General features: G+C 49.9%; 26 protein-coding genes. 11 read left to right on the forward strand and 15 right to left on the reverse strand.

What is annotated here, in order from left to right; translation table 11 throughout:
- Position 1: 1 nt before the first annotated feature.
- Together NAZ64_RS18790 and NAZ64_RS18795 are read right to left on the reverse strand one after the other, a co-directional pair.
- Positions 2–1024 carry a phage major capsid protein, P2 family gene (locus NAZ64_RS18790; RefSeq protein WP_023198668.1) on the reverse strand — a complete coding sequence of 341 codons (1023 nt, stop codon included), beginning with the start codon at positions 1022–1024 and terminating at the stop codon, positions 2–4.
- A gap of 28 nt (positions 1025–1052) precedes the next feature.
- Positions 1053–2114: a GPO family capsid scaffolding protein gene (locus NAZ64_RS18795; RefSeq protein ID WP_023198669.1), complete on the reverse strand. Its 1062-nt coding sequence runs from the start codon at positions 2112–2114 to the stop codon at positions 1053–1055.
- 177 nt (positions 2115–2291) lie between these two features.
- Here NAZ64_RS18795 and NAZ64_RS18800 point away from each other — a divergent pair, with 177 nt between their 5' ends.
- Genes NAZ64_RS18800 through NAZ64_RS18810 form a run of 3 tightly spaced genes read left to right on the forward strand, consistent with a single transcriptional unit; the run spans position 2292 to position 5475 of the window.
- Positions 2292–4103 (forward strand): terminase large subunit domain-containing protein, encoded by a 1812-nt coding sequence (locus NAZ64_RS18800; RefSeq protein ID WP_483641011.1) that lies wholly within the window; start codon positions 2292–2294, stop codon positions 4101–4103.
- The gene (locus NAZ64_RS18805) at positions 4100–5161 is read left to right on the forward strand and encodes a phage portal protein (RefSeq protein ID WP_023198671.1); all 1062 of its coding nucleotides are present in this window, start codon (positions 4100–4102) and stop codon (positions 5159–5161) included. Before NAZ64_RS18800 ends, NAZ64_RS18805 begins: the two co-directional genes overlap by 4 nt.
- A gap of 47 nt (positions 5162–5208) precedes the next feature.
- Positions 5209–5475, forward strand: coding sequence for an Ogr/Delta-like zinc finger protein (locus NAZ64_RS18810; protein WP_052765805.1), 267 nt, complete (start codon positions 5209–5211; stop codon positions 5473–5475).
- A 30-nt stretch (positions 5476–5505) separates the two neighbouring features.
- Here the strand turns inward: NAZ64_RS18810 and NAZ64_RS18815 are convergent, their stop codons facing one another.
- From NAZ64_RS18815 to NAZ64_RS18840, 6 genes are all read right to left on the reverse strand, one after another.
- Complete coding sequence (locus NAZ64_RS18815; RefSeq protein ID WP_126489749.1) at positions 5506–6114, reverse strand: MAE_28990/MAE_18760 family HEPN-like nuclease; 609 nt, start codon at positions 6112–6114, stop codon at positions 5506–5508.
- Between the two features lie 4 nt (positions 6115–6118).
- Positions 6119–7168 (reverse strand): DUF262 domain-containing protein, encoded by a 1050-nt coding sequence (locus tag NAZ64_RS18820; protein ID WP_001656626.1) that lies wholly within the window; start codon positions 7166–7168, stop codon positions 6119–6121.
- Positions 7169–7390: 222 nt separating this feature from the next.
- Positions 7391–10006 carry a replication endonuclease gene (locus NAZ64_RS18825; RefSeq protein ID WP_483641012.1) on the reverse strand — a complete coding sequence of 872 codons (2616 nt, stop codon included), beginning with the start codon at positions 10004–10006 and terminating at the stop codon, positions 7391–7393.
- Positions 10007–10020: 14 nt separating this feature from the next.
- Positions 10021–11025: a DNA adenine methylase gene (locus tag NAZ64_RS18830; protein WP_369553620.1), complete on the reverse strand. Its 1005-nt coding sequence runs from the start codon at positions 11023–11025 to the stop codon at positions 10021–10023.
- A gap of 70 nt (positions 11026–11095) precedes the next feature.
- Complete coding sequence (locus NAZ64_RS18835) at positions 11096–11479, reverse strand: hypothetical protein (RefSeq protein ID WP_170317524.1); 384 nt, start codon at positions 11477–11479, stop codon at positions 11096–11098.
- 21 nt (positions 11480–11500) lie between these two features.
- The gene (locus NAZ64_RS18840) at positions 11501–11722 is read right to left on the reverse strand and encodes a phage filamentation protein Fil family protein (RefSeq protein ID WP_023198678.1); all 222 of its coding nucleotides are present in this window, start codon (positions 11720–11722) and stop codon (positions 11501–11503) included.
- Positions 11723–11859: 137 nt separating this feature from the next.
- Between NAZ64_RS18840 and NAZ64_RS18845 the strand changes: the two genes are divergently transcribed.
- Positions 11860–12138, forward strand: a complete 279-nt coding sequence (locus tag NAZ64_RS18845) for a hypothetical protein (RefSeq protein WP_023198679.1) — start codon at positions 11860–11862, stop codon at positions 12136–12138.
- A 220-nt stretch (positions 12139–12358) separates the two neighbouring features.
- On the opposite strand, the gene NAZ64_RS18850 is transcribed toward NAZ64_RS18845, so the two are convergent.
- Both NAZ64_RS18850 and NAZ64_RS18855 read right to left on the reverse strand, forming a co-directional pair.
- Positions 12359–12829, reverse strand: coding sequence for a hypothetical protein (locus tag NAZ64_RS18850; protein WP_023198680.1), 471 nt, complete (start codon positions 12827–12829; stop codon positions 12359–12361).
- A 16-nt stretch (positions 12830–12845) separates the two neighbouring features.
- A complete protein-coding gene (locus NAZ64_RS18855) occupies positions 12846–13130 on the reverse strand; it encodes a Cox family DNA-binding protein (RefSeq protein ID WP_023198681.1) in 285 nt (94 codons plus the stop codon).
- 81 nt (positions 13131–13211) lie between these two features.
- On the opposite strand from NAZ64_RS18855, the gene NAZ64_RS18860 reads away from it, so the two are divergent.
- Both NAZ64_RS18860 and NAZ64_RS18865 read left to right on the forward strand, forming a co-directional pair.
- Entirely contained in the window at positions 13212–13565 is a 354-nt protein-coding gene (locus NAZ64_RS18860) for a helix-turn-helix domain-containing protein (protein WP_226302889.1), read from the forward strand.
- An 84-nt stretch (positions 13566–13649) separates the two neighbouring features.
- Complete coding sequence (locus NAZ64_RS18865) at positions 13650–14633, forward strand: phage integrase (protein WP_023198683.1); 984 nt, start codon at positions 13650–13652, stop codon at positions 14631–14633.
- A gap of 185 nt (positions 14634–14818) precedes the next feature.
- Here the strand turns inward: NAZ64_RS18865 and cpxP are convergent, their stop codons facing one another.
- Positions 14819–15319: a cell-envelope stress modulator CpxP gene (gene cpxP, locus NAZ64_RS18870; RefSeq protein ID WP_001233463.1), complete on the reverse strand. Its 501-nt coding sequence runs from the start codon at positions 15317–15319 to the stop codon at positions 14819–14821.
- A gap of 150 nt (positions 15320–15469) precedes the next feature.
- Here cpxP and cpxR point away from each other — a divergent pair, with 150 nt between their 5' ends.
- A complete protein-coding gene (gene cpxR, locus NAZ64_RS18875; protein ID WP_001033731.1) occupies positions 15470–16168 on the forward strand; it encodes an envelope stress response regulator transcription factor CpxR in 699 nt (232 codons plus the stop codon).
- Positions 16165–17538: an envelope stress sensor histidine kinase CpxA gene (gene cpxA, locus NAZ64_RS18880; RefSeq protein ID WP_000580402.1), complete on the forward strand. Its 1374-nt coding sequence runs from the start codon at positions 16165–16167 to the stop codon at positions 17536–17538. The genes cpxR and cpxA overlap by 4 nt, the downstream gene beginning before the upstream one ends.
- Before the next feature lie 50 nt (positions 17539–17588).
- On the opposite strand, the gene NAZ64_RS18885 is transcribed toward cpxA, so the two are convergent.
- From NAZ64_RS18885 to sodA, 3 genes are all read right to left on the reverse strand, one after another.
- Entirely contained in the window at positions 17589–17984 is a 396-nt protein-coding gene (locus NAZ64_RS18885) for a nuclear transport factor 2 family protein (protein WP_000133441.1), read from the reverse strand.
- 11 nt (positions 17985–17995) lie between these two features.
- Entirely contained in the window at positions 17996–18685 is a 690-nt protein-coding gene (gene yiiM, locus NAZ64_RS18890; RefSeq protein WP_069721623.1) for a 6-hydroxyaminopurine reductase, read from the reverse strand.
- A 69-nt stretch (positions 18686–18754) separates the two neighbouring features.
- Positions 18755–19375, reverse strand: coding sequence for a superoxide dismutase [Mn] (sodA, locus tag NAZ64_RS18895; protein WP_000122632.1), 621 nt, complete (start codon positions 19373–19375; stop codon positions 18755–18757).
- Between the two features lie 328 nt (positions 19376–19703).
- On the opposite strand from sodA, the gene NAZ64_RS18900 reads away from it, so the two are divergent.
- Genes NAZ64_RS18900 through NAZ64_RS18910 form a run of 3 tightly spaced genes read left to right on the forward strand, consistent with a single transcriptional unit; the run spans position 19704 to position 22521 of the window.
- The gene (locus NAZ64_RS18900) at positions 19704–20687 is read left to right on the forward strand and encodes a TRAP transporter substrate-binding protein (protein ID WP_000812816.1); all 984 of its coding nucleotides are present in this window, start codon (positions 19704–19706) and stop codon (positions 20685–20687) included.
- An 18-nt stretch (positions 20688–20705) separates the two neighbouring features.
- Positions 20706–21221: a TRAP transporter small permease gene (locus tag NAZ64_RS18905; RefSeq protein ID WP_001091410.1), complete on the forward strand. Its 516-nt coding sequence runs from the start codon at positions 20706–20708 to the stop codon at positions 21219–21221.
- Positions 21214–22521 (forward strand): TRAP transporter large permease, encoded by a 1308-nt coding sequence (locus NAZ64_RS18910; RefSeq protein WP_000566800.1) that lies wholly within the window; start codon positions 21214–21216, stop codon positions 22519–22521. Before NAZ64_RS18905 ends, NAZ64_RS18910 begins: the two co-directional genes overlap by 8 nt.
- A 157-nt stretch (positions 22522–22678) precedes the next feature.
- On the opposite strand, the gene NAZ64_RS18915 is transcribed toward NAZ64_RS18910, so the two are convergent.
- Positions 22679–23362 (reverse strand): oligogalacturonate-specific porin KdgM family protein, encoded by a 684-nt coding sequence (locus tag NAZ64_RS18915; protein WP_000378716.1) that lies wholly within the window; start codon positions 23360–23362, stop codon positions 22679–22681.
- Positions 23363–23879 lie beyond the last annotated feature (517 nt).

Genomic DNA, 23879 nt, shown 5'->3' on the forward strand with positions numbered 1-23879 from the left:
TTTACGCGCCCCCTCCTGGTGCAACTTCGCCGGTCGCAAGGGTGATTTTGTCGAATGCCGCGTACAGCTCGTCATGCTCGACGCCGTAACCTTCCATGCGCAGATAGTTATTCTCGAAGCGCTTGCGGTCGTCGTTCCATTCCGCTTTACGCTTACGTGTCCCCTGCTGGGTGTAGATATGCAGGTTGTCCAGCGTGGTGACGATAAGGCGGCCCTCCGGCATAAACGGTGGGGTGTACACGGTACGGCCAGCAATCTGGCGGCCAATAAGCTGCGCGGCGACTTTCTCAGTCGGGCGATCAATCTTATTCATCATCGTGGTGGCGTCGTTGCCGATAAGGTCAGCGGAAGCCAGCACAACCAGGCGCGGGTCATTGCGGAATGGCTCATAAATGCAGGTGTGTACCAGGTCAGTGACTGCCGCATCCAGACCAATAAAGTCAGCACCCGACGCGCCGATAGTGACGGCATCAGAAATAATCTGTTCAGACGAACGGGCCTTAACGATTTGGTGCCAGCCGATGTTAACGTCTTCGCCGTTCGGGTTGGTTTCCGGGTCGGTGTCGTCTGCAACACTTGTACCGTTAAACGCCACGCGCAGCATATCCAGCGCGAATGACTCGTTGCTGAATGCCTGAATACGCTGGAAGAATTCCTCTTCACTGCCCGCGTTAGCCCAGACAACCAACAGGGAGTAAGGCAGATACGAACCGGAATCCGTTTCTACAAGCTTGTATTCATTCCCGGTAACACCCAGGGGGCGAGAGAAACGACCATCCTTTTTGCGCCCGGTATAAATACCCGGCTTACCAGTACTGACCACCTGGCCGGTGATCTGATCCACATCCAGCACGTTAGGCAGCAGGCGCAGGAACTCAGATTGTTGCAGCAGAGCATTGCGCAGCTGGGTTTCTTTCGGATTGGTCAGCGAGAAGTAGCGCGACGTGTCCACCTGGCCGTTAGCTTTTGCCAGGCCAGCAGTAAACTTACGCAGCATCTGCTCTGCTTTTGGGGTTAATTGCATAATCTCTTATTCCTGAAAAAGTTGGCGATTACATGAATTCAAACGGTTCTTTGCTTCCGCCTGGCGCACTGCCGGGGCGGCGCGTATTACCGTTTTCCATCGCTGACAACTTGGTCAGGACGGTAGTCAGCTGCGTGGCAAGGTTGTCCATCTGGTTGCCAGCTGGCTGGCGACGGGCGGAAAAGTCACGGCGACGGCTGGCGCGTGGGCGCTTCGCTGGCGTCACATTGAATGACTTCATGACTTTTGCCAGGTTGGCTTTGGCGGCGCTGAATTCTTCCGCTTTGACTTCGTCTTCCGGGTTTTCGATAACGTCCTGTGCCAGCTCGGCCACCTCGTCGGCAGCATCAGCGATCTGGGCGGCAACATCTGCCACCACATCGGCGGCCTGTTCTGGCGTATCAACCGTGTCAGCGTCACCCGCTGCGGCGTCTTTACCGCTTTTAAGCAGATCCAGCATTTGCTGAATGAGCGCTTTTAATTCTTCCATTTTTTCTCCGTCGCCCTCGGTGGGCTTATCAGTGTTTGGCTCTGGCGTTGGCGTAAAATCTTTACTGGCCGAAAATAAACGCGACCAGAAAGAATCTTTTTTATCTGGTTTACTTGTCTGTAATTTCCCTAAGCTGAATGTTTCCAGACTCCCGCGCTCGGCGTCTTTTTCTTCACCGGCTAAAACAAATTTAAGTTTTTCCGTTCCCAGACTTGCCGGAATATCCGTCACAGCAAGCCCAAAAAGATATTCACGACCACTACCTGCAAAATCAGTGACAAATTCTGCTGACGTAAATAACTTTTGCCCCTGCCGATTGGCTTCAATTAAAAATTGATTCGGAATTAACTGGGCATATAACTTCGTGACATCACCTTCCGTTTCCACTTTCAGCGCGTCCACTTCCCCCAGATTGCAGGTAAACTCACGCTCGCTGATATCGTATTGCGGGTGGTGCGGCCAAATCATGGCGGTATAGGTTTTGCGGGTGTAGGTTTCTGCCGCATCAATCAACCATTGCGGTTCAATGGTGCGACCGTCCACAGCCTGTCCAGATGTGGCAATACATAGCCAATCCGTGCGGTAATGAGATTGCGGCATAACTGACCTTTAATAATGAATTTAAATAACAATGATTCGTTTGTGGTGGTCAGTATTGCGAATTGATTAAAACAGCGCGACCGCTTTATTTCTTATGTATTCGGTTATAACTGGATAACCACTTTTTACCGATAATTAATTATCAATTCCGCAAAATAATCCCGCCATAATAGCCGCATGGCTAAATATTCCGATGAATTAAAAGAAGCGGCCCGCACGCTTTATATAAAAAGCTGGACGCCGAAAGATATTGCGCAGGAACTGAATATTCCACCGCGTACAATTTACCACTGGGCTGACGTCGGGAAGTGGGCATCACTGCTGCCTGTTGAATCGGTGGAAAATGTCATCGCCCGCCGTATCGACCAGCTCTCCCGCCGCGAGAAAAAAACAGCACTGGAACTGGAAGAACTGCGCGATCTGATTGCTCACCATGTGAAACTCATGGCGCAGCGCAACAGGCACGCCGAAAAGCTGGCAGAAATTCAGGCTCAGAAAGCGGCTTATGATGGTGAAGGGTACTGCCTCAGCAGCGCAGGCGGGGAACCAGGGGAAAGAAAGCGCCGGTATAAGAAAAACGACGTTTCCGGTATTACAGCGGAAATGCTCGACACCTGGGCGCGGGAACATCTCTTCGAGTACCAGCTGCACTGCCGCGAACATAAAGGCGAAGACTGGCGATTCATTCTGAAAAGCCGCCAGGTGGGTATGACCTATTATTTCGCCTGGGAAGCATTCGAAGACGCCGTCATTACCGGTGATAACCAGGTCTTTTTCTCTGCAAGCCGCTCCCAGTCGGAAATCTTCCGCGAATACATCGTCCAGATCGCCCAGAACCATTTCGGCGTGACGCTGACGGGTAAAAATATCCGCCTCAGTAACGGCGCAATACTGCGCTTTTTGTCCACGAACGCCAGCACCGCGCAGGGCTTTAACGGCCACCTGTATGGGGATGAGGTTTTCTGGATCCCGAAATTCACGCGCCTGCACGAAGTTGCCAGCGCAATGGCGACGCATAACAAATACCGGACGACCTACTTTTCGACGCCCAGCGCGAAAACGCACCAGGCTTACCCGGTCTGGACTGGCGAAGCCTGGCGCGGGGACGACCCGAAACGCAAAGGTGTGAAGTTCCCGAACGAAAGCGAAATGCGCCAGGGCATTCTTTGCCCGGACCAGATCTGGCGCTACATCATCACGATGGAAGACGCTATCGAAGGCGGCCTCGGGGCGCTTGTCGATATTGAACGGTTGCGCAACAAATACAGCCCGACCGCGTTCGCCATGCTCTACATGTGCCAGTTTGTTGACAGTAAAGACGCGGTTTTCAAGTTCTCCGCGCTTGTTGGCTGTGAAGTGGACAGGGCCACATGGGGCGACTTTGATCTGACCGCTGCGCGGCCCTTCGGCAATCGCGAAGTATGGGCAGGTTTTGACCCGTCGCGCTCCGGCGACAACTCAACATTTGTGTTAATCGCGCCCCCTGTAGAGGACGGCGAGCGCTTCCGCGTGCTGGCCGTCTGGCAATGGCAGGGTTTTAACTTCAGCTGGCAGGCCGACCAGATAAAGCAGCTTATGCGCCGCTTTAACATCACTTACATCGGGATCGATACAACCGGCATAGGTAAAGGCGTTTATGACCTTGTCAGCAAATTTGCGCCACGCGAAGCCACACCAATTCTTTACAGCGTCGAAAGCAAAAACCGCCTGGTGATGAAGATGATCGATGTTGTCGAGCGTAAGCGCATCGAATGGGCAAAAGACGCCGTAGACGAAACGAACAAAGAGCGCGTCGAAATTCCGGCCAGCTTTATGGCTATCCGGCGCACGACAACCAACAGCGGCAACGCGCTGACGTTTGTTGCCGAACGTTCAGACGCGACCGGCCATGCAGATGTTTTCTTCGCTATCTCGCACGCCGTAATTAACGAACCTATCGATCACGAATATGACCGCCCATCGGGCTGGTACTTTGGGAAAGCAGCATGACAAAGAAACAGCGTAATAATAAAAAATTCAGGTCCATGACCGGCAGCAAGGTTGAAACCTTCACGCCAGGGCGCGGAAGCGTGATCACCTTTGGCGAACCAGAACCCATCCTGACGACCGGCACTGATTATCACAATATCTGGTATGACAATGAGTATGACCACTGGCGACTCCCGATTGATCGCCTGGCGCTGGCCCAGTTGCCGAACCTTAACGGCCAGCACGGCGGGGTACTGTATGCGCGGCGCAATATGGTGGCCGGTGGCTATATCGGCGGCGGCCTGACGCCTGACCAGGTCGAACAGGCTGTCTTTGATTACCTGCTGTTTGGTGACGTCGCAATCCTGAAAATTCGTAACGTATTCGGGGAAGTGATCGACCTGCTGCCGTTGCCGTCGCTGTATTTGCGTTGCCGGAAAGACGGCTCGTTTGCTGTTCTGCAGGAAGGGCCCGCGCTTATTTATGACCCGGAAGACATCGTCTTCTTTAAAATGTATGACCCGCGCCAACAGGTGTATGGCCTGCCTGACTATATCGGCGGCATCCATTCGGTGTTACTCAACAGTGAGGCAACCATCTTCCGGCGTCGTTACTACAACAACGGGGCGCACATGGGCTTTATTCTCTATACCAGCGATCCCAACCTCACGCTGGAAATGGAAAACGAAATCAAAGAGAAGATCGCCCAGTCCAAAGGGCTGGGTAACTTCCGAAATATGTTTATCAACATCCCGAAGGGCGACCCGGAAGGGGTTAAAATCATGCCAGTGGGCGAAGTCAGCGCAAAGGATGAATTTGCCAACATCAAAGGGATCACCGCGCAGGATATCTTTACCGCTCACCGCTTCCCTGCAGGTCTGGCAGGTATTATCCCGACCAACGGCGCGATAATGGGTAATCCTGAAACGGCCCGCGCAACCTATCGCAAGGATGAAGTTATCCCGTTACAGCGCAAACTAATGAACGGCGTCAACAATGACCCGGAGATCCCGCCACATTTGCACCTAGTTTTTGACGTGGATATCCCAGCAATTACCGCCGAAAAGGGCGAAAAATGAGCGCCGATAAGTTAAAATCATCCCCATTGTTAGCAATGGCGTGCGGGATGGTGAACATGCGAGTTTTTAAAATTAAATGTCCTGAATGCGGCTCACCGGCCATCATTCGTAAATCTGACTGGAAAGACAAAAAACTGGCTGATTTATACTGCGCCTGCACGGAAGTTGAATGCGGCCACACCTTTGTTTTTAATGCCCAGTTTTCACATACTCTCAGCCCCAGCGGGCTGACCGGCAACAAGCTGGTTAAATTTCTGATTGACCGGCTCAAGCCGGAAGAACGCCAGATAGCTTTGGAATTACTTCAACAATAAATACTCCGCCTTTAAGGCGGAGTATTTATTTTAGGCTTGCTGTTTATATAAATAACTTTCTTGCGTTAAAAATAAGTCAATTTCTTCTAACATGATATCAATTGCTGCTTTCACTGCATCGATGTATGACTCAATATTTTCCTGAGTTGGTAAAATCGAGTTTTCTCCATGTGCAATACAGTTTCTCACTTGAACAAGACGGTCTAGAGTAACAGTTACATCACTAAACTTTTCAAAATCAAAAGCAAACATTTGACATAGTTCTTTCAATACACCACTATGCAAATTCGATTTAGTTTCAATTTTCGTCTTAAATTGAATGGTATTTTTTAATAACTCATTAAATTTATCAGTGAACTCACATCGTTGTTCAAATGATTGCTTCCCACTTAAACTTCTATAGGTATCACCTAATCCAACTACAACTAATCTAGTAGGTATTTGTAATGGGGTTAGTTCTAATTTATTTAAATGCTTTAAAAGCATTTTTAACGAACTAACTACAAAACCCTCCCAGTTTGCATAAATCATCGGTACACACATCCGCCCCCATAAAACAGGGTCTACTTGATGGGGGTTGACTCTAAATTTAGCAAACTCCCCATCTCGCCAGGAGTTTGTTTCATAAATTTCAGTCACTAAACTATGCACTTTTGAAAATCTCTAAGGCTCGATCCATCCGATTACGAGTACGTGCAGTTGAAAACGTGAGCACGCTAATACTTTGATATTTTTCGTCAGTAAGCAATGTATTTATAGCTTCTGTAATTTTTTGCTCATTACCAATGACAGTATTGAATACTTTTGGCAAAGCGTATGATATAGAATCAAAAAGATGTAAGGCAAAAGGTCCATTAGGCCTAAATAACTCCTTACCACCATGAGCGATTAAGAAATCAATTAACTCAACAAATGATTTTTTTTCACCATCTAAATCAAAAGCAATGTCACCTTTCGACACGGAACGCATGAAGTCTGAAAGGAAATTAGGAACAGTTGTATTAAAATCACCATCAAAATGTTTAAAAGCAAAATAGCGAAGCACTAACTCTTCTAAAAACATTTCTTCTTTTTTGGCTGCTGAAGGGTTAATCAACTCAATGAAATTTGGCATAACTGCAATTTCACGCAATATTTTATTTAAATCAACAGGGTATGATCTAAAAATACAATTTCTTATCTCTTGATCAGATAACGGGCTAGCCCCTGTATTCAGTCGATTAAATAGCTCATATCTAATATCTTCGTTACTATCCCAGCGAACAATCTCAACTCTACAAACTGCTCTTTTAATGGTTGTTTTTAATCTGATTGGAAGAGCGTCAATAGTTATATTGTCTAACTCAGCAACCATTTCTCCTTTGCATAGTTTCAGGTTGTTTTTTTCTGGGAGATTCGTAAGAACACCAAAAAATGAAAAAATTGTTGATATACGCTGTAAGCCATCAACAACCTCCCATTTTCCCTTATCATCTTCTGCTACAAAAATCGGAGGAATGGGTATCCCCAATAAAACAGACTCAATAAACCTTGTTTGTTGAAAGTTAGACCAACGAAATGCCCTTTGATATTCAGGAGTGATGAATAAATCTCCGTCTTCAAACATATTCATCAATTCACCAAAAGACATATCTAAACGATCAGCCTTTAATGAATTTCTTTTCTTAGTAATAACTTCTTCTATATCAATCATTATTGCTCCATCAAAATCTGGCTTACCTGAAAGATAATCGGTAGTAGGTGAAATACCATAGCATTATTACAGTTTCTATCTAGCAGAAACAATACCTTTTGAGGCATATTGGACATAGCATTCCTTTCAAGTGGCTAAATTGACTACCGGGCTCTTTGCCGCCCGCCCCCGCAGAATCACGCCAACCGACGCAACCAGTTGCGATGGCCAGCGCGATTGCATTTATTCTTTTGAATGTCGATTTTCCACACCTGCCAGCATTTTTTGATACTCCCCGACTGGATCAAACCGCAGGCGCGTAGCATCAATGCCGTGGTTATCCCGCAGGCGTTCCCATAATTTATTCACCGTCCGTGACTCATCGGGTAATTGACGCGTTATCAACTGGCCGCCAGCACTGGCCCGATAAACTTTGCCGCCAATCTCCAGACGGCTCCCCATTAACAGCGAAACGGCCTGAATCTCCGAAATCTCAACCGAACACAACGCCGCATCAGCCAGCAGACTGGCAACCGCAGGGGCAAGCGCTGCCCGCCTGGCTTTATCAGCCGCCGATCTGGCCTCGGTTTTTTCAACGGCAGAACGCCAGGCAACATCTAATTCGCTCCCTGGCTCATAAGGTGATCCGCTTTGCTGCCTTTTGAATGGTGCTTCACTTAATCGCCGCATCAATTTGCGCCGCGTTGGCTGGTCCATATTTTCAAAATCGACGATTTCCTCTTCTGATTCTTCTGTCATACCCTCCACATCAGGCGAAAAATCGGTGATTTTTTCGTCTTCCGTAGAGTTATTGACAGAACTCCAAGCGTCGCCGGCTGGCGACGGCAAAAGGTCCCCCCCCAAACCGGGGCCGTTTTTGGCCCCGGTGGTAGCTTTGGATTTGGCGCGGATTTTCCACTTAACCAGACGGGTGCAAATACGGGAGGCATCACCCAGACGCGGCGACCAGACCCCGAAAACCTTTTCGGGGATCTCACAATAAGCATTCATTTCATCAGCTGGCTGATAGGCCAGACGGACGACATAGTTTTCACGCGGGATCAAAACACCACCCTGGCGGATGATGTAGGTAGCAAAGCACCCGACATCGGCAGCGGCGCAAACCGCATCCATTGCAGGATCCACAAGCAACGGCGCACCGCGCTTGAAGGTATTGTCAATTTTCTGGCGGGTCGTGATCTGATTGCTCAGTTTGCGCAGCTCGCGGTAAACCGATATGGGCGGCTGTCCGATGGGCTGAAACTGGCGGATGCGGTGAAGTGACGCCCAGGCCATTGCATATTTGGCTGTTTCATTCAGCGGCTTGCCGCTTTCGTCGTCCAGTTCACCGGCCAGCGCGTGACCGTCGATATTCTTCGAAATGTATTTGGCGATATACGCCGTTGCTGACCCTTTCCGTGGGTCCATTTTTTTTGACTTGAAACGAGCACCGGTATTGCGGCCCAGCTCGTCGCGGTCTTCCGCAATGAAGTAGGCGCGAAGGATCGCAACCGTGGCTTTAACCTGCTCTTGTGGCATAAATAGCAACGCGTGCCAGTGTGGTGTCCCATCGTGATGCGGTTCGGCGACGCGGAAGCCATAAGGGCGCAAATCTTCGCGTTTCAGTTTGGCGGTTGCCCGGTTCCATACACGGCATAAATAGCGTTGCGCCTGTGCAACCGTGTCGTAGTTCCATTTTGCGTTATGGTGGCCGGACGCAATATTGCCGTGATATTTCGACGGGCAAGTGATGGTCAGGAAGATGCCAACATCGCCACGACTCTGGGCGACAAGCTCCACGCCAGCCATACGGGCCATAAGCTCATGACGACGAATTGCAGGGTTAGACGTGGATTTGTTAATCATGTCCTCAAGCGACGAAACGTTGCCGTCTTCGTCTACCAGTTCATGACTTTTGAAGAAATTACGGTTTTTACGTCGCTGTTCCTGCCATTCCATCAGGCTTGATGCGCTGATATACGGATGCGCTTTTTTATTTACCGCACCAACAGCACGCAGCTGGTTTTCGCGCCAGTCACAACGCAGGCGCCAGATTTTGCGCCCCCACCAGTCAGGCGAAGCCATACGCAAAATGGCCGTGCATATGCGCTCGCGTTCCCACGGCGCATACCATGCAGGCGGCACAATGCGAAGCGCCAGCATTTCACGGCCCAGGTGGCAATAAAGCCAGTCCAGTTCTTCGACGTTCATGTCTGAAACATTCCGTCCCAGGGCTTCGCATTCCGTCCCCAGCATTTCAGCCATGCGGCTGGCGATCTCATTAGCGGCGCTTAGGGCTTCCCGCTTTGTGAAATCAGCCAGCCGTTGCCAGCGCCCGAACCAGTACGCGGCCAGTTCGCCGGTGATATCAGGCGAAACGCCTTGCCTTGTGCGCACAACATCAAGACGCAGCAATGATTTTTTCACGGTCCCCATAAGAAAATCATTGGTGTGTCTGGTTTCACGGTTGGCCCGTAACCATTCAATTTTTTTGCGCCAGACTTCGCGAATGAAGAACGGCTCAGACAACAAACGCGCTTCGACACCTTCCGGCGTATTGGCCCAGGCAGCCGCCGCTGCTTTGGCGGCTGCACTTTCCTGCCGGATGATATTTTGTTGGGCAGCCAGTGGCAGGCCGCACGGTTCGTACCTGTCCAGCGACTGGATCAGCGCGTCACGGTCGCGAACGTCGTCGGGGTTGTAACCGGCGCGTTTGAAGATGTGATCGATGTATTTTTTTACGGCAGGATGATGCACCACCGCCCCGGCAAGCGGGGCGATTTTTTTCGGTTCGTAGGTGTACAGACCAACGGCTGGGCGCGGCGCGTTCCAGGGCCATGCAAAAGCGGCGTCAGACATTGGATGCCTCGCTATTACCACGTTTCCGGGTTATCGGACGGCTCGCAAATATCGCAATTGCCACGACAATCAAACGACCATCCCTCCTCACATGCGGCGATACCTGGGCAACATTTCGCACAGTGACCACCTTCATAGCGCCCGCAGCCATCACAGACAGGCAGCACGCCTATCACTTCACTGGCGGCCCCTCTGGTAATGGCGTTCGCGCTGACAAAACGGTTAACGCTGATTTCCTGGAAGTTGAAAGAGTGATAAATCTCGCGGGTAGCTGGGGTGTCGCTGTTGGACAAGATCACCGGCGAACCAGTAAGGCGGTTAATATCCAGCAGGGCGGCAGCTAACTGGCGATGCTCTTTAATGCCAAACGGGGCGGTGTGGTATTGGGTGAAATTAGCGGTGTCGCTTGCTGGCAGGTATGGCGGATCGCAGTAGATAACCGCGTCACTACCAATCATGATTTTTAACGTGCTCTGGAAATCGCAGCACACGAAAATAGCTTTCGTGTCGTTAGCTTTTTCAGAGAATAAACGGATCTGTTCTTCCGGGAAGTAAGGCGGGGTTTTGTGTCGCCCAAAGGGAACGTTATATCTACCCTGTTGGTTGTAGCGTACTACGCCGTTATATCCGTGACGGTTCAGGTAAAGAAATTGTGCTGCACGAAGAATCTTGCCCGTGTCCGGTCCATCCTCAAACACATTGCGCGATGACAGAAGGTCATGGGCGCGGGCGTTGAAATCGCCGCGGATCCACTTATAGCCGTCTTTATCGCCGTACACTTTAAACAGCGGGCGAGCAGCGTCGATCACCGCATCAGGCCAGCGGGTTATCTGGCGATACAGGTTAATTAAATCTGGGTTGATATCACCCAGGATATAACGGCGATATTCAGTATTGAGGAAAACAGAAGCACCGCCGACAAACGGTTCCACCAGACAATCGGCTTTCGGCAGAATCGGCAGCAAATCAGACATAACGCGGCCTTTACCACCGGGCCATTTAACGAGAGATCGAATCATTTTTACTTTCTCCAGGGTGCAAGAAGCCCGACGCGTTAGCGCCTGTTTCTTTTTTGTAGGTAGTTAATTGTTAATTGACTGCGTTATCTGGCGCGGGTGGTTTGTCGCGTATCGCCTGAATTTCGGCGCGTGGTGCGGCGTAGTCCTCAAATTCCCACGGCATTGATGCTGCAAATTCTGAAAGGCGCTTAATGCCCATCAAAAGGCACGTTTGCTCCTTTTCAGTTAGATTTTCATAAGTGCAACCCAACTGTTTGGCGGTCAGTTTCGGCATTCCGGCTATGTATCTGGACGCATCGTTTGCCAGGATGAAAATCACCTTTTTGCAGGCATCATCCAGGCGGTTAAAACGGGTTGCAGTGTCATTTACGCGTGAAGCGTTCAAACTGGCTTGCAGCCGCGCCCGTTGCTCTAAGAACTTGCGGCGGCCCGGCTGTTGTCCTGTCTTATCCATCAACATAACCACCTCCCCAAACTACGCGAAGATACCCATTAAGCGGGAAAACCAGCGGCGCTTATTACGCGGGCGCGACATAAACGGTAAACGACTGTTTTTAACAAATTGAACATCTGCCGCTTTAGGCTGGAAGAAACGCCCGTCCGGAGTTTCAATCCAGCCGCGTTGATGCTGACGGTGGGTGATCTGCTGGCCGTGGGTGAGCAGGCTGGCTAGTGAAGGGCATTGTGTTAAGTCCATGTTGATCTCCGTCAAATTGAAAAAGTGCCGGGATATAACCCCACGCCCGGCGCGTGTTTCCTGTGCTAACATCGCTATGCCTGTGAAACTTTGAGAGGTGAATCAGGCATAACAATCACCAACACAGAGGAAAGCGAATGAGTCGCGAAACTGAATTCGAAGATACCGACATCACTAATAACTTTATTGAAGTCCACGATGTCAAAGTCGCACCACTTGAAGCGCCGAACGGTGATAAAAGAATCATGTTTGTAATTGACTACGATCTTGAAAGTGGTGATGTATTACCCGCAGCTAATGAGATTTATCACTGCCTCGCACCGCAGCAAGCGCGTCAGATGATCGAATGTCTTCAACAATCTCTTGATGAACTCGATCACGGTGTTTCATCATTTCAAAAAATTCACAAACACTAGGTGTTAATTTCATCCTGAATCTTCCGCCAGAAGATGCTGGTACTCTGGCGGTGCTTCTTAGCAAACACTGCGAAACCCCATCAATCTCAAAGCGCATTTCAGTGGCGATACTTTCATTGCTTATTTTTGTGGTTAATTCGACTTCTTTTCCATTGATGATTCGTGTTTCTATTTTTTTCATAATTTTTTTCACCTTCTCCGCCAGATAATGACTTCAAACCTATTGGTAATTTTGTTTAAAAAACCGTTCCCACTCCGCTTTCTGCTCCTGTGTTAACTTTAATGAGTTATTTATTGTTATTGTTCCGAAACAAGAGCGGTGTTTTGGATGAAGTCGTGAAATAAGATCGTTAAGACAAGATTCAAAATCAGCCTTTAATTCCTCCGCCCAGCTTTTTACCCCTTCAAACGCTTCAATTCGGAAATAAATATTTCCCGCGTGAACACCATTGCGATAATAGGAGCGGCGAAAAACAGTGCCGGATTCTCCCTTTTTCGCGTTATTGACTGGGCTTTTTGCTTTTAACTGTTCCAGCAGGGAGTCGATAATCTCCTGTTGCTGACTTGCCGCGTCAACGAGATTGCATAAGGCTTTGTGAATGCCATTATCGATCAGGCGCTCCGGGTTGCTGTTACGCAAAAATTCATTCACAGCGGAAATAAGTTCGTTTACTGATTTGCTGTTTTTCATTTAATACCCCCCACCTCTATAAACCCAGCCATTCAAGCCACGCCCTAACTAATGGTTTTGGCTTGCTGTAATACGCCTTTTTAAGCCCTTCGTTATAGGCGGGGATATAAACGATTTTTTCACCCCTTGAGTTAGGTTTTGCCGGATCACGCATTTCAACAAACGGCAGCTTATTGTTCCTAATCATCATTTCGATAGCATTGGCAGACTTGCCAACCAGTTCCCCAAACTTTGCGGGCGTAACCCCGTCAATGGGGTACTGAACCAGCGTGTTTTCAATCGGGTTAAGTTCTTCCCGCATGTGTTATCCTCCAATTCGCAGACCCTTCTAGACGGCTCAAGACTCTTTGAGACGCTCCTTAGTGTTTGCAATGTTCCACATATGCCACATTTACAGATGGAGGATATTCTCAACATGGCACATATGTCAAGTATGGGTAAGAAGTTTCGCTTAATTCGCAAGGCCGAAGGGATGACACGGCAAGAGTTCGCGGATGCAATTGGTTTACCTTACGGAACCATAACCAACTATGAAACAAAGGGTATACAAGTAACGGAAGGCGCTTTCACGAAAGTTACCAAGCACCCCAGATTTAAAAAGTATGCTTATTGGTTGTCTACAGATGAAACGATGCCGGAGGTTGGTCAAATATCGCCCTCTCTCTCCCCTGATGGGTCCGAAAATTCGGAAGCTGCTCAGGTTTCAATCAAAACCACAGCAAAATCTCACCGTTAAGACCGGAGAACTGGTTAGACCTATATTTTATTTATGCTGAATGTCTGTGGTCGCAGGCAGGAAGCTACATCGGAGGGCTTCGCTATGGCGATTAAGAAGCTCGATGATGGACGTTATGAACTGGACACAAGAACTGGCGGGCGCGGAAGTAAGCGCGTGCGTAGGATTTTTAACAGGAAGGCTGACGCCGTAGCGTATGAAAAGTATATGCTCGGTAAGCTGGGGCGCAATGAATGGCAGGTTGTCTCTAAAGCTGACAGGCGGCCTCTTAGCGAAATACTTGAACTCTGGTATTTTTGCCACGGGCAAGCGCTGAAAAACGGTGAAATTGAAAACCGGCAACTACTCAAGACGATTAATGATCTGGGTAACCCAGGAGTTCATGAAGTGAACAAGCGAATGCTGATTATACATCGCAGCCGCAGACTCTCGCAGGGGATAAGCGCATCAACCATCAACCGCGATATGTACCGGTTGTCTGGAATGTTTACCGCCCTTATCAAACTCGACGAGTTTTCTGGTGAAAACCCGATGCGCGGTTTACCACCGTTACCGGAAAAGAACCCCGGAATGACGTTCCTGACCACGGAAGAAATCAGCGATCTGCTTGATGTTCTCAAAGGCGATTACCGTCTTGTTGCATTGCTAAGTCTCAGCACAGGGGGGCGGTGGAGTGAAGTCAGTACCCTGACCGCTGCACAGATAGCCCAGCGTCGTGTCATATTCCTTGAGACCAAGAACGGTAAAAAACGCGTGGTGCCTATTTCCGGCGAACTGGAAAAGGAGATCGCAGAAAATGCCAGCGCGTCATTGTTTAAGGTTGACTATGAGAACTTCTGCCGAAAGTTGCGTAAAGTTAAGCCTGACCTGCCGCGAGGGCAGGCTACACATGTACTGCGCCACACGTTTGCCAGCCACTTTATGATGAACGGCGGGAATATTATTGCGTTACAGCAAATTCTGGGGCACGCCACTATTCAGCAGACGATGGCCTATGCACATCTGGCACCTGATTACCTGCAAAATGCGGTGATGCTTAACCCGCTGAAAGGAGGAATCACGGTGTAATTTTTCCGTCCACAACCGTCCACCGATGCCAGTTTCGGGACGCCTTGAGACCCCTGTAAACTGAAATGTGGACAGTTGTGGACACTTTTAAGCGGTTGTTTTAGTTGTAAGTGATTGATAAAAAAAACCCCCACATCATGTGGGGGAAGACAGGGATGGTGTCTATGGCAAGGAAAACAGGGTTGTTACTGGGAACGTGAGTTGCTACTACTCAATAATTTCAACGATGAACTTTTTTGCCATTGCGCCACGTCGCGCAGTTGCTCCATTCGTTGCTGATGCTTTTCATTCAAAACCGCTTGCTGCTCCGGCGTTAACAGGCGATACATCTGGTTACGCACGCGGGCCATTTCGACCTGGCGGGCAACCTGCTCTTGCGCCATTTTTTCTGCCTGAGCGCGCACAGCGCTTTCATCAAATTTTTCTGCGGTGACAAGCCGATGCATTGTCTCCATTTCGCTAACATTAACAGGAGGCTGTTCGTGCCTTGCCTGTTGCATAAGATCTCGCATCTGCTGACGCTGATGTTCGGTTAAACTTATGCCGTCAAACATATGATTTTGCGCGCTACGCTGCGTGGCCCCGTCACCGGGGTGCCAGTTATCGCTTGTAACAACTTCAGCTGCGTGGCTTAAAAAACTGAATGCCAGCGTTGAGGCCATAACAGCAGCGGTAACTTTGCGCATCGCTTGCTCCCAAAATCTTTTCTGTCGCGATTCAACGAGAGACAGTTTACGATTCGGGCTGCAAACATGCGTCAGGGGGTGTAAAACAACGTAAAGTCATGGATTAGCGACGCCTGATGACGTAATTTCTGCCTCGGAGGTACGTAAACAATGAATAAAATCCTGTTAGTTGATGATGACCGAGAGCTGACTTCCCTGTTAAAAGAGCTCCTCGAAATGGAAGGTTTTAATGTCCTGGTGGCCCACGACGGCGAGCAGGCGCTTGAGCTTTTGGATGACAGTATCGATTTACTTTTGCTTGACGTCATGATGCCGAAGAAAAACGGTATCGATACGTTGAAAGCGCTTCGCCAGACACACCAGACGCCTGTCATTATGCTGACCGCGCGCGGCAGCGAGCTGGATCGCGTTCTCGGCCTTGAGCTGGGCGCGGACGACTATTTGCCCAAACCGTTTAACGACCGCGAGCTGGTAGCGCGTATCAGGGCTATTTTGCGCCGTTCCCACTGGAGCGAACAGCAGCAGAGCAGCGACAACGGCTCGCCGACGCTGGAAGTCGATGCGCTAAGCCTTAATCCGGGCCGCCAGGAAGCCAGTTTCGATGGCCAAACGCTGGAGCTGACCGGTACGGAGTTCACCCTGCTCTATTTGCTGGCGCAACACCTCGGCCAGGTGGTTTCCCGTGAACATTTAAGTCAGGAAGTGCTGGGTAAGCGCCTGACGCCGTTCGATCGCGCCATTGATATGCATATTTCTAACCTGCGCCGCAAACTGCCGGAACGCAAAGACGGTCACCCGTGGTTTAAAACATTGCGTGGTCGCGGCTATCTGATGGTTTCCGCTTCATGATAGGAAGTTTAACCGCGCGCATCTTCGCCATCTTCTGGTTGACGCTGGCGCTGGTGCTAATGCTGGTACTGATGTTGCCCAAGCTCGATTCACGCCAGATGACCGAGCTGCTGGACAGCGAACAGCGCCAGGGATTGATGATAGAGCAACATGTAGAAGCTGAACTTGCGAACGATCCGCCCAACGACCTGATGTGGTGGCGTCGCCTGTTCCGCGCGATCGATAAGTGGGCGCCGCCTGGACAGCGGTTATTACTGGTGACCTCTGAAGGACGCGTGATCGGTGCTGAACGCAGCGAAATGCAGATCATTCGTAACTTCATTGGTCAGGCGGATAACGCCGATCATCCGCAGAAGAAAAAATATGGCCGCGTAGAGATGGTGGGGCCGTTCTCCGTTCGCGACGGAGAGGATAATTACCAGCTTTACCTGATTCGACCGGCCAGCAGTTCGCAATCCGATTTTATTAATCTGCTGTTTGACCGCCCGCTTCTGTTGCTCATTGTCACGATGCTGGTCAGTTCGCCGCTCTTGCTATGGCTGGCATGGAGTCTGGCGAAACCGGCGCGTAAGTTGAAAAACGCGGCTGATGAAGTGGCGCAAGGCAACCTGCGTCAGCATCCGGAGCTGGAGGCGGGTCCGCAGGAGTTCCTCGCCGCTGGCGCCAGTTTTAACCAGATGGTGACGGCGCTGGAACGGATGATGACCTCGCAGCAGCGTTTGCTGTCAGACATCTCCCATGAGCTGCGAACGCCCCTTACGCGCCTGCAACTGGGTACCGCGCTGCTGCGTCGTCGTGGCGGCGAAAGCAAAGAGCTGGAGCGTATTGAAACCGAAGCGCAGCGTCTGGACAGCATGATCAATGACCTGCTGGTGATGTCGCGTAACCAACAGAAAAACGCGCTGGTCAGCGAAACGATGAAAGCCAATCAGCTATGGGGCGAAGTGCTGGATAACGCCGCCTTTGAAGCCGAACAGATGGGCAAGTCGCTAACGGTAAATTATCCGCCGGGGCCGTGGCCGCTCTATGGCAACCCAAACGCGCTGGAAAGCGCGCTGGAAAATATTGTTCGTAATGCGCTGCGCTATTCACATACGAAGATTGAAGTCGGCTTCTCGGTGGATAAAGACGGTATTACGATCACGGTCGATGACGACGGGCCGGGCGTCAGCCCTGAAGACCGCGAGCAGATCTTCCGTCCGTTCTATCGCACTGATGAGGCGCGCGACCGCGAGTCTGGCGGCACCGGGCTGGGGCTGGCGATTGTCGAAAGCGCCATGCAGCAGCACCGCGGCTGGGTGAAGGCTGACGATAGCCCGCTCGGCGGGTTGCGGCTCACGCTGTGGCTACCGCTGTACAAGCGAACCTAAAAACCATCGGCCTGCGAATGCAGGCCGATTTTTTATCTCGCCGTCGAGATTTACCGGGAAATGTCTGGCGCCAGAATCCACTCGGCGCTGTCGTTCCACACGTCCATCCGGGTAATTTTGCCATCGCGCACTTCGAAGCGGTCGATAAAGCGGTTATCGGCAAACGGGCGACCGTCGGGCCATTCGCCATACAACGTACCGTTGGAATAAATCACAACGTAATCATCATGCTGCACCGCATCAAACTCGCCCAGCGCCTTCTTCACCCACTTGTAGCGAGCGCCGTTAAACTGCGCGATATCTGCCGCGCCCGCCATCGCCCGGCCTCCGGTGAAGGTAATTTTCACCTCCGGGTGCATATACGTTGCGGCGCGTTCAGCATCGGGAATCATCGAGGCCACCAAAAATTCTTTTACGATCGCCACCGCATTTTCAGCTTCAGTCATAATCCTTCCTTTCATTTTGGCGGAGTTTTATCCCCCCACAGTCGTCTGGCGCTATCTTCAATTTTGCCGCTCAAACGACGCTTCTGCATGGTGCGGCTCCAGCTCGCCGACAGCCCGGCGGCGCTCAGCAGCCGATGATATTGTTCATCATCAAACGGCATAGACCAGGCGATAACACCCGCTTCATGAACCGAGACATCGCTCAGACGCGACGCCAGTTCCAGCGGCGCATCGCTGGAGACCTTACCTGGCGCAATGACCCGATACAGCCAGCCGGTTTTTCCGCTGCTCTGCATAAGGAGGGCCATGTCGCTGATGGCAAAGTGGAAATTAAGTTTAAAGCATGGAGAGCGCGGCTGAGTGACCTGGATCAACGCCTCACCCCAGCGGTAGATATCGCCAATAAACACGTTGTGTTCGGTCATTCCGTTCGTCGACAGATTCTCGCCAAACGCCGGGGCGCAAAACAGCGTCGCCTGCTCGGGGAACTGGCGAATCCAATCAGCATAGTGTTCGCGGGGGTAATGGCATAGCGCGCGGTCGGGGCCGCCGTGGATTTTCTTTTCGGCCTGCTGATCGCCTGCCAGACCCAGCTCGGTCAGCATAAGTTCGCCGTCGATTTGCACCTTGGCGATAGCGCTCGGGCGGCTGCCGTCATAGTCACGAATTTTGCCAATAAACACGTCAACCGGATAATGCATCTGCTGCTCCTTACGCGGATACAAAAAAAGCGAGTCATCAGACTCGCTTCTACAGACGTGCAATGCAAATTATTTTTTAGCGGCGAAACGCGCTGCTGCTTCGTCCCAGTTCACCACGTTCCAGAACTCTTTGATGTAGTCCGGGCGGCGGTTCTGGAATTTCAGGTAGTAAGCGTGTTCCCACACGTCCAGACCCAGGATCGGGAAGCCGGAAGCGCCGGAAATGGCTTCACCCATCAGCGGGGAATCCTGGTTTGCGGTAGAAACCACAGCCAGTTTGTCGCCTTTCAGCACCAGCCACGCCCAGCCGGAGCCGAAACGGGTTGCTGCTGCTTTTTCGAATTCAGCTTTGAAGTTGTCAACGGAACCGAAGTCACGCTCGATAGCCGCTTTCAGATCGCCCTGCAGAGTGGTGCCTTTTTTCAGCCCTTTCCAGAACAGGCTGTGGTTAGCGTGGCCGCCCGCGTTGTTACGCAGCACGGTTTTTTTGTCCGCTGGCACCTGGTCCAGTTTAGTAATCAGTTCTTCAACCGGCAGGTCAGCAAACTCAGGCAGGTTTTCCAGCGCCGCGTTAGCGTTGTTGACATAGGTTTGATGGTGTTTGGTGTGGTGAATCTCCATCGTCTGCTTATCAAAGTGCGGTTCCAGTGCATCATAAGCGTACGGCAGGGATGGCAGTGTATAACTCATAATCATCTCCATTATTGTCGAGCGGCACAGTGTTAACGCCGCGTAAGCAGTTGGTTCATTATAGTTAATTAAATGATATTGAAAATGATTATCAATGCCGTACTTTTTCAAGGGTTATAAACGTTACGGCATCCGCTGAAAAAAATCGTTTTTTACGCCTCCAACCGAAACCGCCTGTTGATGAATTCCTGGAAATCATGAAATGTGAAACATGGTTTCAAAATCTTTCTTTTGGTGCCAATTTTTGTCAGCGGTGGCAAAATCAAGAAGGTTATAATTTCACCATGCAATTACATTCCCGATAAATTATTACAATTGCGAGGGAATTATGAAGCAACCTGGTTTTATACGTCTGGCTACGTTGGCCTTACTCTCCACACTCTCTTTCTTCTCCCACGGCGAAACCATTTTGCGCCTGGCCTACGCTGAAAATAGCCAGCCGGTAAAAGATGCGTTGCACTTCCTGGGGCAGCAAGTTGAAGAGAAAACGGGCGGCGATATCAAAGTACAGTACTTCCCGGACGGACAGCTTGGCGGCGAGCGCGAACTGGTGGAGTTGACGCAGGTCGGCGTCGTCGACATCACTAAAGTGTCGTCCGGGCTGATGGAGAGTTTTTCGCCTGAGTACGGCGTGTTCTCACTTCCCTACCTGTTTGCCACCGTCGATGAATACTACCGCGTAATGGATAACCCACAGGTGATGGAGCCTGTTTATCAGTCCACCGCCGCACAGGGGTTTGTCGGCGTAGGCTGGTATGATTCCGGCGCGCGTAATTTTTATATGAGCAAAGCGCCGGTTAAACGCATTGAGGATTTACGCGGGAAGAAGATCCGCGTCATGCAGAGTGAGACGGCGATCCAAACTCTCAAACTGCTGGGCGCTTCGCCTATCGCCATGAGCCAGGCGGAGGTCTATACCTCGTTACAACAAGGCATACTCGACGGCGCGGAAAACAATGAGTTCGCTCTCACCATCGCCCGCCACGGTGAAGTCGCCCGTTATTACACCTACGATATGCACACTCGCATTCCCGATATCCTGTTAATGAGTACCCTCACGCTGGAAAAGCTGACGCCGGAACAGCAGCGCATCGTCGAAGCCGCCATCAAGGCATCGATCGAATTTGAGAAAGCCGCATGGGACAAGGAAATAGAGAAAACCAGGCTGGCGGCGGTAAAAGATTTCAACGTTGAATTCTACGAGATCGACAAAAAGCCCTTCCAGAAGGCAGTACAGCCTATTTACGACGGTCTGAAAAACAAGCCGCGGCTTTACGGGCTGTATCAACGTATCCAGACAGCAAAAAATTAATCTAATCAGGAAATTAAGATGAACACATTCAGAAAAGGACTTGATTTATTGCTGGGCGCTATCTGTTGCCTGGTGCTGGCGATAATGGTTGGCATCGCCTGCTGGCAGGTGGTGAGCCGCTACATTCTGGGCGTTCCCAGCACCCTTACCGAAGAGATGCTGCGATTTCTCCTGGTGTGGGTATCAATGCTGGGCATGGCTTTTGTCGCCGGTCAGAAACAGCATATCAGTCTGACTATCTTACTGGATAAGGTGTCGCCGACGATTCGCGGCTGGTGGGATATTATCCTGCAGGTCATTTTTATCGCGTTTTCCATTTGGGTATTGATTATCGGCGGCTTAAAGATTTCTGCGATTTCTATGCTGCAAATCTCCCCTGCGCTGGGCATTCCGATGGGGAAAATTTATTACGCACTCCCCTGCGCGGGCGTACTGATCATCCTCTATGGGCTGCTGAATATCGTTGACGCCCTGAAAGCTATCCATTCCGCCACGGATACCACTGAGCACACTCTGGAGAAATCACATGATTGACCCTATTTTTGCGTCCTGTACGCTAATTGCCGTCTTTGTTGTTTTACTGGCCATGGGCGCGCCTATCGGGATCTGCATCGTTATCGCCTCTTTCAGCACCATGATGCTGGTACTGCCTTTCGATATTTCGATGTTCGCCACCGCGCAAAAAATGTTCTCCAGCCTGGACAGTTTTGCCTTGCTGGCCGTGCCGTTCTTCGTTTTGTCCGGGGTGATCATGAATAGCGGGGGAATTGCCGCCCGACTGGTCAATTTTGCCAAACTGTTTACTGGCAAACTACCCGGCTCGCTCTCTTACACCAACATCGTCGGCAATATGATGTTCGGTGCAATTTCCGGATCGGCAATTGCCGCCTCAACCTCTATCGGCGGCGTGATGGTGCCGATGAGCGCGCGCGAAGGTTACGATCGCGGCTTTGCGGCCGCGGTGAATATCGCCTCCGCGCCGACGGGAATGTTAATTCCGCCCACCACGGCTTTTATCCTTTATGCGCTGGCAAGCGGGGGAACATCGATTGCCGCTCTGTTCGCCGGCGGTCTGGTTGCGGGTGTGCTGTGGGGCGTTGGCTGTATGCTGGTCACGCTGGTGGTCGCTAAGCGTCGAAATTATCGGGTTTTCTTCACCGTCCAAAAAGGCATGGCGCTAAAAGTTGCCGTTGAGGCCATTCCCAGCCTGCTGCTGATCGTGATTATCGTCGGCGGCATTGTGCAGGGGATTTTCACCGCCATTGAAGCCTCCGCGATTGCCGTGGTGTATACGTTATTGCTGACGATGGTGTTTTACCGCACGCTGAAAATTAAGGATTTGCCTTCGATTTTGCTCCAGACAGTGGTAATGACCGGGGTCATCATGTTCCTGCTGGCAACCTCTTCGGCGATGTCCTTCTCGATGTCGATCACCAATATTCCTGCGGCGCTGAGCGATATGATCCTCGGTATTTCCGCCAATAAACTGGTTATCCTGTTAGTCATTACCGTCTTTTTGTTGATTATCGGCGCATTTATGGATATTGGTCCGGCCATTCTGATTTTTACCCCGATTCTGCTGCCGATCATGGCTAAACTGGGCGTCGATCCGGTGCATTTCGGCATTATCATGATCTATAACCTGGCGATTGGCACCATTACGCCGCCAGTTGGCAGTGGTTTATATGTCGGGGCGAGCGTCGGTAAGGTCAAAGTTGAGGAAGTGATTAAACCGTTGCTGCCTTTTTACGGCGCGATTATCGGCGTTCTGTTATTAATTACCTACATTCCGGAAATCACACTGTTCTTACCCCGTCTACTGGGCATCATGTAAGCGCATAGTTTCCTGCACATCTCGTTGCCGGATGGCGATTCGCGTCTTATCCGGCCAACGCACGATAATAATTATCCGCAGGTCATCACCAGGTAAAAAAAACCGGCTACCTATAAAGTAGCCGGAAAAGGGAATAAATAATAAACAGGGATAATGATTAGAATGTGTAGCCTATACCCACGCGGAAACGGGTTTGTCTTTCATCGCTGTTGCTATTGACGGAAACATTACCTACCTCAACGAATGGCGACCATTGGTCAATAATATAGGCAGTTCTGAAGTTATATTCATAATTATCTTTGCCGCCATCGTAAAGATCATATTTATCGGCTTTCTTATAAATCCCTTCAATTGTCCAGTCAAAGTTGTTCCATTTATAACCTGCCCAGACATCCATACGATTGATGGTATCATCATCCCGGATATCAGAAGAACGGCGTACATATTCAAAACGATAGCGCGCGCCAACCCACCAGCTTTCATTTAATGTCCACGTCGCGCGGAAGTAAGGCTTATAGGTAGAGTAACCATTGCCTGTTTCCAGCACAAAACCCGGTTGCCAGGCGACATCACCGGTTTTAAATTGGTAGCTTATCGTATATTCGTTGCCCTGTGTTTCCAGGTCATTAAACGCTTTATTGGTGTCATCCCCGCCTGATTTTGAGATAGCTTCTATCGCAAAACCAAAACCATTCGCAAACCGATGAGAAATATACGCACGGTCATAGTTAGCTTTACTGTCGTCAAGATATTCATGACGAACATCGACATATACTGCATGCGCATTTGTTACAACAAGAGGTAATAGTAAGAAAAGAGATTTTCTCATAACAGAATCCATTTAATTTAAAATTAAAACGTTGTTTTATGTCAGGCCGTTACAACCATAATACGCAATGTGAATGGCGACAATATAGGCAAAGATCTTTAATTTAAAATTGGGATAATGTTCAAAAAGCAAAATAAAATAAATGAAATTTATATTCGCCATATAACATAAAAATCAAAACACCATCAACAAAGCCAATATAGGGATTTCCCTATATTTATATTTCATTGATTCCTAACGTTAATTTCAATATATTTAAATTGTAAATACAAATAAAACAACTAAATAATTACTGTATAACTACCCTTTTATCAAACGGTAAGTCAGACTATTCCCATTATGTGAGCTCACGCAGCGTTTTCTTTGCATTGTTGCCAGCTAAGTCGTTTCGTGTCGTTATGATGAAGGTATTTTAGAAAACCAATATTATCCACTGATTTAAATAACATCCAGACGGTCACGATGCGCTCCGACTTTTTTAAAACGTGAAGTTAATCACTTCATTAACGTGCTGATTGCCAGAATACAC

The organism is Salmonella sp. A1325 (assembly GCF_056991255.1).

Coding starts and splice junctions, on each gene's coding strand:
- NAZ64_RS18850 (WP_023198680.1), bottom strand. CDS start 12,829: ATGAAAAACAGCAAATCAGTAAACGAACTTATTTCCGCTGTGAATGAA.
- cpxR (WP_001033731.1), top strand. CDS start 15,470: ATGAATAAAATCCTGTTAGTTGATGATGACCGAGAGCTGACTTCCCTG.
- NAZ64_RS18805 (WP_023198671.1), top strand. CDS start 4,100: ATGACAAAGAAACAGCGTAATAATAAAAAATTCAGGTCCATGACCGGC.
- NAZ64_RS18910 (WP_000566800.1), top strand. CDS start 21,214: ATGATTGACCCTATTTTTGCGTCCTGTACGCTAATTGCCGTCTTTGTT.
- NAZ64_RS18845 (WP_023198679.1), top strand. CDS start 11,860: ATGAGTCGCGAAACTGAATTCGAAGATACCGACATCACTAATAACTTT.
- NAZ64_RS18790 (WP_023198668.1), bottom strand. CDS start 1,024: ATGCAATTAACCCCAAAAGCAGAGCAGATGCTGCGTAAGTTTACTGCT.
- NAZ64_RS18855 (WP_023198681.1), bottom strand. CDS start 13,130: ATGCGGGAAGAACTTAACCCGATTGAAAACACGCTGGTTCAGTACCCC.
- NAZ64_RS18865 (WP_023198683.1), top strand. CDS start 13,650: ATGGCGATTAAGAAGCTCGATGATGGACGTTATGAACTGGACACAAGA.
- NAZ64_RS18860 (WP_226302889.1), top strand. CDS start 13,212: ATGCCACATTTACAGATGGAGGATATTCTCAACATGGCACATATGTCA.
- NAZ64_RS18830 (WP_369553620.1), bottom strand. CDS start 11,025: ATGATTCGATCTCTCGTTAAATGGCCCGGTGGTAAAGGCCGCGTTATG.
- NAZ64_RS18835 (WP_170317524.1), bottom strand. CDS start 11,479: ATGGATAAGACAGGACAACAGCCGGGCCGCCGCAAGTTCTTAGAGCAA.
- cpxP (WP_001233463.1), bottom strand. CDS start 15,319: ATGCGCAAAGTTACCGCTGCTGTTATGGCCTCAACGCTGGCATTCAGT.
- NAZ64_RS18825 (WP_483641012.1), bottom strand. CDS start 10,006: ATGTCTGACGCCGCTTTTGCATGGCCCTGGAACGCGCCGCGCCCAGCC.
- NAZ64_RS18795 (WP_023198669.1), bottom strand. CDS start 2,114: ATGCCGCAATCTCATTACCGCACGGATTGGCTATGTATTGCCACATCT.
- NAZ64_RS18810 (WP_052765805.1), top strand. CDS start 5,209: ATGGTGAACATGCGAGTTTTTAAAATTAAATGTCCTGAATGCGGCTCA.
- NAZ64_RS18800 (WP_483641011.1), top strand. CDS start 2,292: ATGGCTAAATATTCCGATGAATTAAAAGAAGCGGCCCGCACGCTTTAT.
- cpxA (WP_000580402.1), top strand. CDS start 16,165: ATGATAGGAAGTTTAACCGCGCGCATCTTCGCCATCTTCTGGTTGACG.
- NAZ64_RS18885 (WP_000133441.1), bottom strand. CDS start 17,984: ATGACTGAAGCTGAAAATGCGGTGGCGATCGTAAAAGAATTTTTGGTG.
- NAZ64_RS18905 (WP_001091410.1), top strand. CDS start 20,706: ATGAACACATTCAGAAAAGGACTTGATTTATTGCTGGGCGCTATCTGT.
- NAZ64_RS18915 (WP_000378716.1), bottom strand. CDS start 23,362: ATGGATTCTGTTATGAGAAAATCTCTTTTCTTACTATTACCTCTTGTT.
- NAZ64_RS18820 (WP_001656626.1), bottom strand. CDS start 7,168: ATGATTGATATAGAAGAAGTTATTACTAAGAAAAGAAATTCATTAAAG.
- yiiM (WP_069721623.1), bottom strand. CDS start 18,685: ATGCATTATCCGGTTGACGTGTTTATTGGCAAAATTCGTGACTATGAC.
- sodA (WP_000122632.1), bottom strand. CDS start 19,375: ATGAGTTATACACTGCCATCCCTGCCGTACGCTTATGATGCACTGGAA.
- NAZ64_RS18840 (WP_023198678.1), bottom strand. CDS start 11,722: ATGGACTTAACACAATGCCCTTCACTAGCCAGCCTGCTCACCCACGGC.
- NAZ64_RS18900 (WP_000812816.1), top strand. CDS start 19,704: ATGAAGCAACCTGGTTTTATACGTCTGGCTACGTTGGCCTTACTCTCC.